At 68.3% G+C, this 13,724-nt stretch carries 9 protein-coding genes and 1 tRNA gene; 5 read left to right on the top strand and 5 right to left on the bottom strand.

Features of this window, described 5'->3' with window-relative positions:
- Positions 1-5: 5 nt before the first annotated feature.
- On the bottom strand, positions 6-1,016 hold the full coding sequence (locus tag K6U06_RS14480) for an alanine racemase (protein ID WP_262322657.1): 1,011 nt from the start codon (positions 1,014-1,016) through the stop codon (positions 6-8).
- 80 nt (positions 1,017-1,096) lie between these two features.
- Between K6U06_RS14480 and K6U06_RS14475 the strand changes: the two genes are divergently transcribed.
- Together K6U06_RS14475 and K6U06_RS14470 are read left to right on the top strand one after the other, a co-directional pair.
- Positions 1,097-2,461, top strand: coding sequence for a YbhN family protein (locus tag K6U06_RS14475; protein ID WP_262322656.1), 1,365 nt, complete (start codon positions 1,097-1,099; stop codon positions 2,459-2,461).
- 35 nt (positions 2,462-2,496) lie between these two features.
- Positions 2,497-4,254: a hypothetical protein gene (locus K6U06_RS14470; RefSeq protein ID WP_262322655.1), complete on the top strand. Its 1,758-nt coding sequence runs from the start codon at positions 2,497-2,499 to the stop codon at positions 4,252-4,254.
- A 9-nt stretch (positions 4,255-4,263) separates the two neighbouring features.
- Here K6U06_RS14470 and K6U06_RS14465 read toward each other — a convergent pair.
- From K6U06_RS14465 to K6U06_RS14450, 4 genes are all read right to left on the bottom strand, one after another.
- Positions 4,264-4,348 (bottom strand) — tRNA-Leu (locus K6U06_RS14465).
- Positions 4,349-4,472: 124 nt separating this feature from the next.
- Entirely contained in the window at positions 4,473-6,734 is a 2,262-nt protein-coding gene (locus K6U06_RS14460) for a hypothetical protein (protein WP_262322654.1), read from the bottom strand.
- Positions 6,735-6,929: 195 nt separating this feature from the next.
- On the bottom strand, positions 6,930-7,901 hold the full coding sequence (locus K6U06_RS14455; protein WP_262322653.1) for a methyltransferase domain-containing protein: 972 nt from the start codon (positions 7,899-7,901) through the stop codon (positions 6,930-6,932).
- A 32-nt stretch (positions 7,902-7,933) separates the two neighbouring features.
- Entirely contained in the window at positions 7,934-9,115 is a 1,182-nt protein-coding gene (locus K6U06_RS14450; protein WP_262322652.1) for a mannosyltransferase family protein, read from the bottom strand.
- Between the two features lie 175 nt (positions 9,116-9,290).
- On the opposite strand from K6U06_RS14450, the gene K6U06_RS14445 reads away from it, so the two are divergent.
- From K6U06_RS14445 to K6U06_RS14435, 3 genes are all read left to right on the top strand, one after another.
- Entirely contained in the window at positions 9,291-10,802 is a 1,512-nt protein-coding gene (locus K6U06_RS14445) for a glycosyltransferase family 39 protein (protein ID WP_262322651.1), read from the top strand.
- A gap of 119 nt (positions 10,803-10,921) precedes the next feature.
- Positions 10,922-11,743: a class I SAM-dependent methyltransferase gene (locus tag K6U06_RS14440; protein ID WP_262322650.1), complete on the top strand. Its 822-nt coding sequence runs from the start codon at positions 10,922-10,924 to the stop codon at positions 11,741-11,743.
- Positions 11,744-11,776: 33 nt separating this feature from the next.
- Positions 11,777-13,717, top strand: a complete 1,941-nt coding sequence (locus K6U06_RS14435) for a hypothetical protein (protein WP_262322649.1) — start codon at positions 11,777-11,779, stop codon at positions 13,715-13,717.
- The last annotated feature ends 7 nt before the right edge of the window (positions 13,718-13,724 follow it).

Raw genomic sequence — 13,724 nt, 5'->3', positions numbered from 1 at the left:
GAGCGCTACCAGCCCCTGAGATCGACATCCCAGCGGTCCACGACCTCGTCGCCGCGCACCACGTGGAGGTGCTCGTGGTAGGCGACGGTCGGGTCGACGTGCGCGGGCACCACCTGCACCACGTCGCCCACGGCGGGCAGAGCCGCTCCTTCCGGCGGGGAGAACACCAGGTGCTCGTCGGAGCAGAACCACACGCTCGACCCGTCCGCCAGCGCCGGGTTGCCGTGGTCCATGCCGAGCGCCTTGAGCCCGCAGTCCGCCACCGCCCACCCGCCGCCCAGGTTGACCGAGATCACCGTGGCCAGGACGGTCAGGGCCTGCCCGAAGGGAAGCCCGAGCTTGGCGTAGGCGGTGTCCATCAACGCGTAGCTGCCGGCTTGGATCTCGGTGGCGACGGTGTTGAGGTCGTAGGTGCCGGTGCCGCCTCCCGAGATGACCTCGCCGCCGACGTCACGGGCGGCGGCCGCCAGCAGGGCGACGCATTTCTTCACCTCCTCGATCCGCTGGCGGCGGTCCTCGAGCAGCACGGCGTGGCCCTCGTAGCCCATCACCCCCCGCACGTCGAGGCCCGCGGCGCGCGCCTCGTCAGCCAACCGCCCGGCCTCCTCCGCAGGGACGCCGCAGCGGGGCAGGCCGATGTTCACGTCGACGAGCACCTCCCGGACCCCGCCGGCCGCTGCCGCGACGACCGTCGCGGGGGAGTCGACGGCCAGGGTGACGCGGTGACCGGCTTCGACCAGGCGGCCCAACCGGCGGGCGTCGACCACCTCGTTGGCGACGAGGAGGTCGCCGCCCAGGCCGGCCGCGGCCATGCCTTCGGCCTCGCGGATCGTGGCGCAGGTGAACCCCCGGTGGCCCGCCGCGGCCTGCCGGGCCGCCAGCGCGCTGCACTTGTGGGCCTTCACGTGCGGGCGGAGCCGGTCGCCGGGGAGGGCCGCGGCCATGGCGGCCAGGTTGGCGTCGAGCACGTCCGCGTCGACCAGCAGCGCCGGGGTTGTCAGGTCGCGCGTCAGCATCCCGCGGAGGCTACCGGCCCGCGTCCCGCCGGGTGGTCTGCCCCATCCGGGGCCAAGAGCGCGATCATGGGTGCGAAATTATGAAGCCGACCCAACCGACTCCGGGCCTGGGGTCCGAGACGGCCCTCGGCGGTGCGGTGGGCAGCGACCGATCGACGCTGCCCGCCGGGAGTGACGGCGCGGGCGCGGTCGTCGCCGCTGACGGCGCCGAAACCGATCCGCTGGCTCCCGTTCTCCCCTCCAGCCGCCGGGGTATCCGCCGGGTGCTCCCCGCCCCGGTGTGGCGGGTCGGCAAGCTGCTGCTGATCGCCCTGATCGTCGACATCTTCGTCGTCCCCCAGATCGCCGGCGCCCACAAGGCCTGGCATCAGCTGAGCCAGGTCAACCCGCTGTGGCTGCTCGCCGGGCTGGTCCTCGAGGTCGCTGCGATCATGTCGTACGCGCAGCTGACCCGCAGCGTCCTGCCCGCCCACAAGGTCCCGGACTTCTGGACGGTGCTGCGGATCCAGCTGACCACCCTGTCGGTGAGCCACTGCGTGCCTGGCGGCACGGCGGCCGGCTCCAGCCTCGGCTACCGGCTGATGACCAACGCCGGGGTGGAGGGGCCCGACGTGGGCTTCGCGCTCGGCACCCAAGCCCTCGGCTCGGCGGTGGTACTCAACGTCATCTTGTGGGTGGCGCTGATCGTGTCCATTCCGTTCTTCGGTTTCTCCCCGCTGTATCTGACCGCGGCGATAGTCGGGGTGCTGCTCCTCGGGGTGTTCCTGGCTCTCGCGTTGCTGCTCACCAAGGGGGAGGAGTGGGCGACCGCGCTACTCGTGCGACTGGCGGCGCGGATCCCCTTCGTCGACGGCGCGGTCCTGCAGCGGCTGTTCTCCCAGGTCGCCGGGCGCCTGCAGGACCTGTTGGCGCAGCGGAGCCGTCTGGTCAAGTCGCTGGTGTGGGCCACCGCCAACTGGCTCCTCGACGCGGCGTCGTTGTTCGTGTTCGTCGGGGCGTTCGGGGAATGGGTCAACCCCGACGGCCTGCTGGTCTCCTTCGCCCTGGCCAACGTCCTGGCCGCCATCCCCCTCACCCCCGGCGGGCTCGGCGTGGTGGAGGCCACCTTGACCTCCAGCCTGGTCGGGTTCAACACCCCCCGGGCCATCGCCCTGCTCGGCGTGGTCAGCTACCGGCTGGTCAATTTCTGGCTCCCGATTCCCGCCGGCGGGCTGGCCTACCTGTCGCTCCACCTCGAGCCGGTCACCGGCCGCCTGCGCGGCATCACCACCTCCGCCTCCACCTCCACCTCCACCTCCACCGCCGTCGCCGTCGCCGTCGCCGTCGCCGACGCCGGCGCGGCGGCCGGCACCTCCGACGGCGCCGCAGCGGCGACCCCAGCGGCACGGCCGGGAGCGCGCCGGTCACCGGCGGAACGGCCTGACCCGACGCTCCCCGGCGGCTAGCGTTCACGCCAGCACCCGACGTGGCGGAGGTCCGCATGTTTCAAGCCAAAAACTGTCGCGCCCGGCGGGCGGCGCTCGCCGCGGTCGCGGCGCTCGCGGCCACCGCGCTGATGGCCGCTCCGGCGGCCGCCGCGCCTGTCAGCACCTCCGCCGGCACCGCGTCAGCTGCCTCGACGTCAGCGGGGAGCCCGGGCTGTCTCATGACCTGCGCCGCCGCCAACCCGGGCACGGTGGGGGCGGCCTCGTCGCAGCCGGCGTCGACCTCCGGCGCCGGCGGATCGGTCTCCGCGCAGGCGACGCCCGCCGCGCACCCCGGCTACTACCTGGCCGCCGCTGACGGCGGGGTCTACTCCTTCGGGACCGGCAACCTGGGCCAGGTCCGACCCACCCCCCTCAACAAGCCGATCGTCGGTGTGGCCTCAACCCCGAGCGGGGGCGGCTACTGGATGGCCGCCTCCGACGGCGGCGTGTTCAGCTACGGCGTCGCCGGCTTCCACGGCTCGACGGGCAACGTGGCGCTCAACAAGCCGATCGTCGGCATCGCCGGCGACGCCACCGGCGGCGGGTACTGGATGGTGGCCTCCGACGGCGGGATCTTCCAGTTCGGCGACGCCGCGTTCTACGGGTCGACCGGCAACGTCGCTCTGAACAAGCCGATCGTCGGTATGGCCGCGACCCCCGACGGCAAGGGCTACTGGCTGGTGGCGTCCGACGGCGGGATCTTCGAGTTCGGCGACGCCGCGTTCTACGGGTCGACCGGCAACGTCGCTCTGAACAAGCCGATCGTCGGTATGGCCGCCACGCCCGACGGCAAGGGCTACTGGCTGGTGGCGTCCGACGGCGGGATCTTCGAGTTCGGTGACGCCGGGTTCTACGGCTCGACGGGCAACGTCCACCTCAACAAGCCGATCGTCGGTATGGCCGCGTCGCCCACCGGCGGCTACTGGCTGGTCGCTACCGACGGCGGGATATTCGACTTCGGCGGCGCCCCGTACCTCGGGTCGACCGGCGGCGCCCCCGGGCCGGCACCGATCATCGGGATCGCCGGCACCGGGTTCGGCGCCGAGTACCCCGCCGGCACGATCGGCACCGACGTCTCCTGGCCGCAGTGCAACAAGACCTACCCGGCTCCCGGCAACCCGGTATCGGTCGTGGGCGTCAACGACGGGAGCGAGTTCAGCTCCAACCCGTGCTATGCCTCCCAAGCAGCAAACGCCGGACCCAACCTCACCGTCTACATCAACGTCAACGCGGTCGCCCAGGGCGACGCCCACGCGATGAGCGGGCCGGCGGGCAACTGCGCGGCGTCGGACCTCAACTGCCAGGGCTACAACTGGGGCTTCAACAGCGCCCAGCAGTCCGTCGCCTTCTCCTACGCAACCGGTTACCGGCCGACGATGTGGTGGCTCGACGTCGAGGGGCCGTGCGGGTTCTCGTCGGTCCTGTGGTTGTGCGGCACGGCCGGCCAGGCATCCAACGCGGCGGTGATCCGCGGCGCCGTCGACGACCTGCACGCCAACGGGCTCACCGCCGGCATCTACTCGACCTACGTGCAGTGGGCCGACATCACCGGCGGACACCAGAACGCCGACGGCAGCTACACCGACTACGTCAACTTCCCGGGGCTGCCGATCTGGATCGCCACGGTGCCCTCAAGCGTCGCCTCATGGCCCGGCTACTGCACCGATCCGATGTACAGCTTCGCCCAGGGCTCGCCGTGGCTGGTGCAGTGGCTCGGCGGGTCGGGGTCGCCGACGGACCCCTACGACGGCGACTACGCCTGCGCTGTCTGAGCCGGGCGCTGGTGCGGGCGAGAGGACTCGAACCTCCACCCCTCTCGGGACCAGGACCTAAACCTGGCGCGTATGCCTATTTCGCCACGCCCGCTTGACCTGCTGAGCAGCTTCGCACTCTACACTGCGGACCCCGCCGGCGGCCGTTTGGAGCGCAGCGACGGCGCCCGGCTGCTCGCCGGGCCCGCCTGCCGCCATCTGGCCGCTCGCAGCGGCTGCTAGTTGTATCCCGCCGCGCCCACGATCGGCTGGTTGAGGTGGACGTTGCCGGTGGACCCGTAGAACTTGGCGTCGCCGAAGGTGAACACCCCGCCGTCGGAGGCGAACAGCCAGTAGCCGCCGCCCTCGCGCACCGGGGCAATGGCCAAGACCGGCTTGTTGAGGTGGATGTTTCCGGTGGACCCGTAGAACTTCGCGGAGCCGAACTGGAAGATCCCGCCGTCGGCTGCCGCCAGCCAGTACCCGCCACCGCCTGGCACCGCGGCCATCCCTACGATGGGCTGGTTGAGCCGGACGTTGCCCGTCGAGCCGTAGAACCCGGCGTCACCGAACCCGAATATGCCGCCGTCGCGGGCGACCAGCCAGTAGCCGCCGCCGTCGGGAGTGGAAGCGACACCGACGACTGGTTGGTTGAGTCGGATGTTGCCGGTCGACCCGTAGAACTTGGCGTCACCGAAGGTGAACACGCCGCCGTCGGACGCGACCAGCCAGTAGCCCCGGCCGCTCTGCGTGGGCGCCATCCCGACGATGGGCTGGTTGAGTCGGATGTTGCCCGTCGAGCCGTAGAACCCGGCGTCACCGAAGTCGAATATGCCGCCGTCGCGGGCCACCAGCCAGTAGCCGCCCCCGTCGGGGGTGCCGGCGGTGCCGACGACCGGCTGGTTGAGGGCCACGTTGCCGGTCGAGCCGCAGAACTGCGTGTTGCCGAAGTTGAACACCCCGCCGTCGCTGGCCGCCATCTCGTAGCCGACCGGCGCAACCGTCGGGATGGTGCAGTGCGGCGGCCCGGGCGTGCCCGCGTTACCGGTCAGCTGCGGGTCGTGGTGGAATTCCGGCCAGGCGCCGGCCTCGTTGACCGAGGCGCCATTGGACCCCGGCAAGGTGTAGTGCTCGACCTTCCCCCGGTTGTTGCCGGTATAGCCGGCGAGGGTGAGCCCGATCGCGCCATTGGGGTCGTCGGTGATCAGGACCGAGCTCTGCAGCAGGAGGGTGTCGGGACCGGTCACCGAGAGGGTGGTGACCTGGTTACCGGTCCTGCCGTCGAGGATCACCACCCCGTCCGTCGTCGGGACCACGATGTCTTGATAACCCTCCCCAAAGTCGGCGGAGGTGACACTCCCGATCACCGCATTCGCGGTGCTGGCGTGCCAGATGACCGCCCCGTCGCTGCCGTTTAGCAGGTAGACGGAGCCGTGGCCGTCGGAGCGGACGGTCCCCTCGGCCACCTGCAAACCTCCGTTGCCGAGGGCGTCGACGAGCGCCGGGCTGCTGGTCGTCAACCCGTCGAGGGTCGTGCCCCACGCCAGCTGGCATTTGTTGTTGGTCGCGAGCAGCTGGTCGGTTTGGGACGCACCAGGGAACGAGCCCCCCGTGCCGAAGGCGATGCCGACCTGATTGCCCCCGAGGAACATGCCGACCGCCGGCGAGGACTGCACCGTCTGGTTGGCGTGGTAGTCGCAGTAGAGGCCACCCATCTGTGAGCCGGTGCCCTGGTTGCCCGTCTGGTGCATGATCCGCAGATGGCCACCGTTTGGTGTCCCGGTATACGGGTTGCCTGTCTGGTCGCCGCCCTCGATGATCTCGTTTTGACCGTCGCCGTACAGGTCGGCGATGGCGGGGGTGGTGAAATTGCTGTCGGTGGCCAGCCACGGGAACCCGGGGCGCACCGCGCCGCTGTTGGCGTCCATCTCGTCTTCGAGCTGGCCCTCCGAACCGGAGACGACGGAGGTGGCGCCTTGCAGGGTCCCCACGCTCATGCCCGAGATGACCCCGGCGTTGGACGAGGGCAGCGGGGCGGGCAGCTGCGGGATGGTGGTCAGCCACCGGCGGGTGCCGTTGCCGTTGACCGCCAGGTAGCCGCCGTTGTTGACTGCGGCGTTGCCCTCGCCGACGTAGACCGTCGAGCCGTAGGTGGAAGGCGGCGAGTCGATCGGAATGCCGCCGTCCTGATATGGCCAACCCGCTACCGGGCTGCCGTCGCGCAGGTGGAAGGCGTACAGGTTGCCGGTGCGATCACCGACCACCGCCGACGGGGTGCCGTCGAGGTTGGCGACGACCGGCGACGACAGCGCTATCGGGCTGCCGGTGTCGTTGAACTCCCCGGTGCTCCACGCCAGCTGGAAGTTGAACGACGGCGCCGCACTGGCGGTCGGGGTCCCGGCGACGGCCGAGACAGCAGCCCCAGGAATGACCAATCCCAACGCCAGCAGTCCCGCACCGGCCCTCCGGGGGAGGCGCCGGCTTGGCTGCCGGGCTCTCACCGGCCTTATCGATGATGGCGCCGAATGTGCCACGTGTGTGCTCCTCTCGACCGAGGCCGCCGCTACGGACTCTCAGCGCATTCTTACCACCACTCGCTGCAGCGCGGGCGTTAAAGCACGCAAACACCCGAAGCCGGGACGCAGCGGACGCTCAGGAGTCCCCGGAGGGGGGCGTGCCGCTGGTGCGCCGGTCTCCTACCCGGCGCTGACGGCCGGGCTTTTGCGGGCCACGACGGCCAGGATGTAGCAGTCCTCGACAGCGCCGTGCATGCCGGCGTGCTTGGCCACCTGGTCGGGGTCAAAGCGACCTTCCTGGGCTGGGGGGCCGGCCCATCCCAGGCCGGCGGCCGACTCGATCTCGAAACCGGCCGAGATGAGCTTCTTCTCGAGCTCAGGCCAGGTGTATTCGACCTTGTGGTCTGGGTCGACGAACTCGGCCTGCTGCATGCGCGTCACCCGGCCGTTTGGAGTGTCGATCGCAAGGTGGCCGCCGGGGCGAAGGATGCGATGCACCTGGGCGAGCACCGATGCCCCGTCGTCCGGGCTGACGTGCTCGATCGACTGCCCGGAGTACACCAGGTCGATGCTGTCGGCGGCGAATCCGGACAGGTCGGTCATGGAGTGGTACCGGTAGCGGACCGGGCCGAGAGGCGTTTCGACGGTGTGGCGGCCGTCGGTCGAGCGGTAGATCTCGTGACGCTCGTTGGACGGGAGGTCAACGATCGTCAGCTCATCGAACGCGTACGGGTAGCCGAGCGCGACCATCGCTCCGTCCTCGCGCGCCAGGTGGGTCCCCCCGAGATCGACGATCCGCCGGGCCGGGGGGAGGCTGCGGATGAACTGGCACCGCCCGGCGTGGATCGAGGGGCCGAGCGTGCGCGCCGTCCAACCCCGGTTTTGGAACTCCTCGGAGCCCCGCACGAAATCGGAGAGCTCGTCTCTGGTCATCGCCCCCGAGACGAGCTGCCCCAGGTTGTCCTCGAAACCGCTGGCATCCGGTTGGCGCCCGAGAAGGATCTCGTATAGGAGGCGAACGGCGACCGGGGCGGGGACGGAAGCGAAGGTGACGTTCGACAGGACGCGGTCCGTGGCCCGCAGCTTGAGGTCGGATACCTGGTGGTACACCGCCCGAGCCGTCGACGAGCGACGGAGTGTGGACCGCAACATCCCCGAAAGCCTAGATGAAGGGTGAGCAGCCTCTACGGCACGAGTCGGAGCGAGGTCACCGTGGTCCAAAGCAGCCACACCAGGCCAGCGAAGGAGCCGGCGCTCAGCAACGCGAACGCCACGCCCTTCAGCCGCCAACCCAACACCATCAGGAGCGGGAAGGCGGTCAGGACGAAGCGTGGCCTCAGCCCGAGGATGTTGGATACGAACGCCAGCCCCAGCACGACCAGCGACCACAGGAGCATCTGGGCCCACCACTCGGTCAGGTCGTCGAAGTGCGACGGACGGCTCAGCAGCATCAAGCCGACGAGGACCACCGCCACGCCCGTGCCGGCGATGGTGACGAGGAGATCGATCTGCCCGTGGTGGTGCACGGCGATCCTGAGGGTCTGCAGGAACGTCGACGGCACGATCTGCTCTCCCCAGCCCTGGCGCTCGGTGGCGGTCCAGGCGTGGAGGTCCCCGGTCGAGGCGGTCAGGTAGAGGAGGTAGCCGACGATCCCCGCCGGCGCCAGGACCGGGGCGATGACTGACCGCCACTCCCGTCGCCGGCCGATGGCGACCGCTGAGGCGAGGGCGCAGCAGGCGACGAGGGCGACACCCGTCGGGGTCACTGCGGTCCCCAGCCCGGCCGCGATCCCGGCGACCAGCCAGCGGTGCTTCCGGAGGGCCAGCAGGCAGCCGAGGGCGCAGGTGAATAGCAGCGGCTCGGAGTAGATCAGCGAAAAGATGAAGGCGCCTGGGAAGACACAGAGGACAACGACGGCCCGTCGTGCCGCTTCGTCGCCCCACAGGTCGGCGGCCAGGACCCAGACGAGCACCACCGTCGAGATCTGGAACGCGACCTCGACGATCATGGCTGCTGCGAAGAAGCTGATCCCGGGGATCCATGCGACGGCCCGGATGGCCAGCGGCAGGCCGGGGAAGAAAGCGATGGTGCTCTGCGTGACGTGGCCGGCGACCATCGGGACGTGGGACGGCCATCCGTGCTGGGCGGCCCGGAGGTACCACGACCCGTCCCAGGTCGACATCGCAGCCTTGAGGTCGACCCCGGACCTCCGATGCGTGGCGAGGACGATGACGGCCAGGGCCGCCAGGCGGGTGACGGCGAGAGTGGCGACCGGCCAGATCAGCCATGCCTTCGACGAGCGTCGGGTCGCCCGGGCGTGCAACGGACGGTTGCGTGTGGTCGGCGCCGCGGCCTCGGTGGACAATTTGCTGCCTTCCCCCCGCGATCCTCTGGGCTGATCCCTCACCGCATTCCCGGCGAGATTAGTCAGGCGTGCGGAGGCCGCGCCTCCCCAACGGGCCGCCGCTGTGACCGTGGGTGTTGTGTCCACCGATCAGGGTTGGTCACCAGCACCGGCGGCTAACCTGCGGGGTCACGAGATGACGAATGCAGGGGTAGGACAGATGGAAGCCGGGCGGGATCTTCCTGGCGCCGCCCCCGAGGATGCGGGAGCCCGGCGGCGCTGGTTTACTGCCGCGATCCTGCTCGTGGTTGTCTTCGTGGTCGACGAGGCGTCGCCCCTCGGTATGACCGCCGACTCGATGCGCGCCGTTGCGGTCGCGGTCGCAATCGTTCATTTCCACACCATCGGACTCGACCACTTCCGGTTGCTGTTTCCTAAAACCCACTTCTACGGGCTGAGCACCGTCGGCCACCACGTGTATCCGCTGTTTCCGTGGGGCGACTCGCTGTTCGCGGTGCCATGGGTCGTGGCCTACGACGTCGCTCACAAGCTGGGAGTGGGCGAGGGCAGCGTCGCGATGGTCAACTCCACCCACGACTGGCCTCTCCAGGTGGTGTCGATGTCTGCGGTTGTGGCCGTGACCACCGTCGTCGTGTATTTCATCGCTCTGCGGGCCCTCACCATCAGGCCGGCCGCCCGACGGTCCCGCTGGGCGGCAGGCGTGGCCTTGGCCTTCGCGTTTGCCACGCCGGCATGGTCCACGGCCAGCCGTTCGCTCTGGCAGCACGGCCCGTCGATCCTCTGCTTGAGCATCGCTCTGCTCTGCGCCCTCCGAGCTCGCGATGGCCTGCGGGGCTGGACCGGGATGGGACTGGCCCTCGGCTTCGCCTACATGATGAGGCCGACCGACGCCTTGGTGGTTGCCATCCTCGGACTGTGGGTTCTGCTCGCCCACCCCCGCCAGGCGCTGCGGGTAATCGCCGGCGGGGCGGTGCCCGCCGCCATCCTCGTCGGCGTCGATCTGGTCGCCTACCACCAGGTGCTGACTCCTTACTTCACCGAGGGGCAGGGATTCGCCGTGTCGGGGACGATGGCCACCGCGCTCGCCGGCAACCTGATCAGTCCCGCCCGCGGCCTGCTGCTGTTTTGCCCACTCGTGCTGCTCTCGGCGGCCGGGGTGGTGCTGCGCCGGCGCGGCGGCGGCCTCGACGGGTTCTGGGTGGCGTTGACGGCCATCCCCGTCGCCCACTGGGTGGTCATCTCCGCGTTCAAGCACTGGTGGGCGGGCGACACCTACGGCCCGAGGCTGTTCACCGACATGCTTCCGCTGCTGGTCGTCCTCGCTCTGCCGGCGGTCGACTGGCTGGCTGGGGTCCGGAGGGCGCGCCGCCTCGGGGCGCACGGCGCGGCCCGGAGCCGCCTCGGTGGCGAAGGTCACCGGCCCGGGACCCGGCCTGTCCTGATCGGTCTGTGTGGGCTGGCGCTGGTCTGGTCGCTGTTCGTGGAGGTGCAAGGCGCCACCCTGCGCTCGGCTTGGTGCTGGAACAACGAGCCGACCGACGTCGACGCCCACCCCTCCAAGCTCTGGGCGTGGAGCGACCCGCAGTTCCTCCGAGGCGTACGCCAGGTGGTGTCGGGCCCCCGGTACCACGAGCTGACCCGTGACTCCGTCGACCTCTACGGGTGCCCGACCGAGCCGCTGGGATAGGAGTTAGGCCCCCGTACGCGGCCGAGCTGCGCGGTCGACAGTGAGGCAGCGGAGTCCGAAGCCGGGCGCATGTGCAGCTACGCTCGGCTGGGTGGAGACTGCAGCGCACCGGGTCCGAAATGGCATCTGAGGGACGCCCCGGCACCCCAAGCCTGGCGTTCAGCGGCAACGACCGGTCCGCAGCGCGTTGGTTTGGCTCGCAAACCGGGTGGTGGGAGAGTCACTACCTTGGTGCCGTCGATTCGATCGTCGACTTCCTGGCTGGCGACGGGATTGGGCTGGAGGGGAAGCGTCTCGTCGATTTGGGCTGTGGGGACGGCACGATCACGCTGGGCCTGGCTCAACGGACCGCGGCCGCATCGGTGCTCGGCCTTGATCTTCAGCCGGTGGATGCCGAGTGGTTGGCAGCCGAGGCCCGCCGCAACGGCGTCGCCGCCGACGCTCCGACGCTGCGCTTCGAGGAGTGCGAGGCGCAACACCTGCCGGTCGAGGACAGCTCGCTGGATCTGGTCACCGCCTGGTCCGTGTTCGAGCACGTGGCGGAGCCGGGCGCCGTCCTGGCCGAGCTGCACCGCGTCCTCCGCCCGGACGGCCTGCTGTTCATCCAGATCTGGCCCATGTGGTTTTCGGAGCACGGATCGCATCTTTGGCCATGGTTCGATCAGGGTTTCGCTCACCTGCGCCTGAGCGACGTCGCGCTTCGTTCGGAGGTGAGAGCGAGGTGTCATCCACCAGAGCTGGCGGAGGCGATGCTCGACCTCTACGACAGCTGCAGCCGGGTGTCGCTCGATGACCTTGGGCACCAGATCCTCGAGAGCGGATTCTTCCTGGCCAAGGTGGAGGTTGACGCCCCACCCGTGCACATCCCCGCCGAGCTGCAGCACCTCCCGGTGTCACTGTTGACCACGGCGGGGGTGCGGCTGCTAGCGGTACGCCACTGAGCGGACCGGTGCACTTGTAGAGTCGGAGGGCAAATGCTGGTAGACAACACGTTGGATCGGCCCGAGACAGGCGACACCCCGGGCGGGTGGTTCCCCAAGAATCTCGAGTTGCTCGTCGTCGTGGTAGTTGCCATTGCCTGGCTGGGCTGGTTCTGCTGGTCGAACTATTACTTCGTCGATGACTTCTTCCGTTTGAGTGAAGCCAGTACGACGAAGCTTGACTGGTCCTATCTGTCGCGATCTGTCTACGGACATTTTGTCCCCGCCTGGCGACTCGTCTACTTCTTTCTGCAGCGTTGGGGGGGGTTTTCTTTTTGGCCCGCCTACGTTCTTACGATTCTTGAAGGGATCGCGCTAGTAACCGGATTCTGGCGGCTAACCGCGGCGTTGTTCGGCAACAGGCGTTCCAACCTCTTGATTCTCGGTTGGTTCATTTTCTCCCCAGCTTTCACGGAGACCTGGCTATGGTTCGCAAATATCCTACATCTCTGCTCCTCGCTGGCATGTGTGATCTGGGCCCTCAATGGCTTCGTCCGATATGCGCGAACTGGCCGCAAGAGGAGCCTTATTCCGGCATGGCTCGCAATCGTCCTCGGTTTCGGGTTCTACGAAAAGACGGTTATGATCCTGCCGTTGATCCCACTGACACTCCTGCTCCTCGGGGTGCAGACTTACGGCGCGCGTAGGGGCTTGTTGGAGAGTGCTAAGGCCGTGGTTCGTATTTGGTGGATCATCGGCTTGTTCGCAGCTCCCGCCGTCCTCTATTTCTGGTATTACTTCAGTCACGGGTACTATGAAAATCGCACTAAGCCGACTGTTGCCGCAGTGGTGGCGGCCGACACCGCCGCCTGGACACATGCTCTCGGAGTTAGCCTGATTGGCGGTCCGTTCCACTGGCGGTACTTCGTCGGCGGCCTTGCCACAGCGGAGCCGCGCTTGTGGGCCGTCGTCTTGGCTGGGTTGTTACTCTCAATCCTGGTGCTCATAACCGCTGTATGCCGGGCGGGATCCTGGGTGGGTTGGCTCTACGTTGCTGTGAGCTTCGCCCTCAGCATCTCCATGGCTATCGCAGACCGAGTCAGGATATATGGACACGTGAGCGCGTTCGACTACAAGTACAGTGCCGACACCCTCCCCTTTGTGCTCTTGGGGATCGGCGCAGCTATTGCACCAATCCGTGACGGCGGGGAGTGGGTTATCTTTCGAGAGGCTATGCCAGCGTCGAGAAGTCATCAGTTATCTTCCGGCATGCGCCTCTCGAGTGTTTCGCAAAGACGAGTCGTCGTAGCAGCTGCAGCAGTGATGATTGTCTATTTCGTCTCGAGTCTCGCTTCGACCTTGAGCTACCGGACGACGTGGAAAGCTGACCTCTCCGACGTGTACTGGTCAAATGTGACTTCAGCAATTCGCACGCTCCAACGGACCGGGCGCCCGTTCAGCCTATACGACACGATCGTCCCGGCTACGACGAACTACGACTTTCCCGAGGATCTCCTGTCTGCGACAGTGACCATCGGATTCAAACATCTGAGTTTTGATGACCCGTCTCTTCCGCTCTATGCTGCGGTCTTGCCGAAGGGCAACGTGGTGGCCGCCCATATAGTGCCGCAAGCAACGACGACTGACGGAAGCGCTCAGCTTGCTGGTGCCACGGTCTCCGGCGGTCTCATGTGCGCTGAGGGCGCCGAAAGGACGATCACGATGAAAATCGCCAGACCCCTATCGCCGGGCTACCGGTTCCTGTTGCTCGAATACAGTGCCTCCTCGCCTGCGAACGTCGTCGTCCAGGTGGTTAGCGAGGGACGGGTTATTTCAGCGACACCCGAGGGGTCGTTCTCGGCTCTCCCCGGAACTCACCAGTACCTTGCACCGTTAGCACCGGTAGCCACTCAGGAGCTGCGTTTTACAAACACATCGACGGCTCCATTCTGCCTCAACGCGGCAGATGTCGGTGGGCTGGCGACCAATGTCTAGGCTCGGG

The organism is Acidiferrimicrobium sp. IK (assembly GCF_025499425.1).
GTDB lineage: Bacteria > Actinomycetota > Acidimicrobiia > Acidimicrobiales > Palsa-688 > Acidiferrimicrobium.
This window is presented reverse-complemented; position numbering and strand designations above follow the sequence as displayed.

Coding starts and splice junctions, on each gene's coding strand:
- K6U06_RS14480 (WP_262322657.1), bottom strand. CDS start 1,016: ATGCTGACGCGCGACCTGACAACCCCGGCGCTGCTGGTCGACGCGGAC.
- K6U06_RS14475 (WP_262322656.1), top strand. CDS start 1,097: ATGAAGCCGACCCAACCGACTCCGGGCCTGGGGTCCGAGACGGCCCTC.
- K6U06_RS14470 (WP_262322655.1), top strand. CDS start 2,497: ATGTTTCAAGCCAAAAACTGTCGCGCCCGGCGGGCGGCGCTCGCCGCG.
- K6U06_RS14455 (WP_262322653.1), bottom strand. CDS start 7,901: ATGTTGCGGTCCACACTCCGTCGCTCGTCGACGGCTCGGGCGGTGTAC.
- K6U06_RS14445 (WP_262322651.1), top strand. CDS start 9,291: ATGACGAATGCAGGGGTAGGACAGATGGAAGCCGGGCGGGATCTTCCT.
- K6U06_RS14440 (WP_262322650.1), top strand. CDS start 10,922: ATGGCATCTGAGGGACGCCCCGGCACCCCAAGCCTGGCGTTCAGCGGC.
- K6U06_RS14435 (WP_262322649.1), top strand. CDS start 11,777: ATGCTGGTAGACAACACGTTGGATCGGCCCGAGACAGGCGACACCCCG.